We start from the raw sequence: 1,094 nt of genomic DNA, 5'->3' as shown, positions 1-1,094 counted from the left end.
TCGGTGTTGAGGCCGCGGCCGTTGTCGGCGATGCAGATGATGATATGGCCGCCTTCATGATAGGCGGAGAGCCGGATGGTGCCCTGCTCGGCCTTGCCGGCCGCGGCGCGCTCGGCCATCGTCTCCAGGCCGTGATCGGCGGAGTTGCGCACCATGTGGGTGAGCGGATCCTTGATCAGGTCGAGCACCTGGCGGTCGAGCTCGGTGTCGGCGCCGTGCATCTCGAGCTCGATCTGCTTGCCGAGTTCGGTCGCGAGATCGCGGACGATGCGCGGCAGCTTCTGCCAGGCATTGCCGATCGGCTGCATGCGCGTCTTCATGACGCCCTCCTGCAGCTCGGCGGTGACGTTGGACAGCCGCTGCAGCGGCACCTTGAACTCGGTATCCTCGTTGCGGCGGGCGATCTCAAGCAGCTGGTTGCGCGTCAGCACCAGCTCGGAGACCATCGTCATCAGATGTTCGAGCGTGTCGACGTTGACGCGGATCGACTGGTTGGCGACCTTGTCGTTCTCGTGCACCTCGCCGTCGGCATTGGCCTTCGGCCGCGCCGCCTTCTTCGGCTCGGCCTTCTCTGCTTCCGCCTTGGCAGGCCCGGCCTTGGCGACCGGCGCCGGGGCAGCGGGTTTGGGCTCAGGCGCCTTCTCATGCGCGGGCGGCATCTCGATCGCGGTCTCGCGGAAGGCGCGCTCGAGCTCGTCGAGCGACACCTCGCCCGGACGCAGCGGACGCTCCAGCGTCTGGTCGATCAACGAGCCCTGCGTCACCGCGGGCTTGGGCGGCGGTTCGGGCGCCGCGGGCGCGAGCGGTGGCGCGGCCTCGCCGGCGGCCATGGCCGCCATGCCGCGCTCGACCATGGCTTCGAGCTCGCTGATGAGGTCGCGGTCCTCGCCCTCGGGCTCGGCCTCGTTGGCCTCGAGCTGTCCCAGGATGTCCTTGATGCGGTCGATGGTGGTGAGGATCAGCGTCACGGCCTCGCCGGTGACCGGCATGCCGTCGCGGAATTTGCCCATCAGGGTCTCGGCGGCATGCGCCAGCGCCTCGAGCCGCGGCAGGCCGAGGAAACCGCAGGTCCCCTTGATCGTGTGCACCAGCCG

General features: G+C 69.0%; 1 protein-coding gene. It reads right to left on the bottom strand.

What is annotated here, in order from left to right:
• Positions 1-1,094: chemotaxis protein CheA (locus ACQR2C_RS32605; protein ID WP_434882965.1), on the bottom strand; the 1,094-nt coding region annotated here is incomplete at both ends.

The sequence above is a fragment of the Bradyrhizobium sp. HKCCYLRH3061 genome (genome assembly GCF_051168015.1).
GTDB lineage: Bacteria > Pseudomonadota > Alphaproteobacteria > Rhizobiales > Xanthobacteraceae > Bradyrhizobium.
Note: the sequence above shows the minus strand (reverse complement) of the source record. Positions and strands in the feature narration are given on the sequence as shown.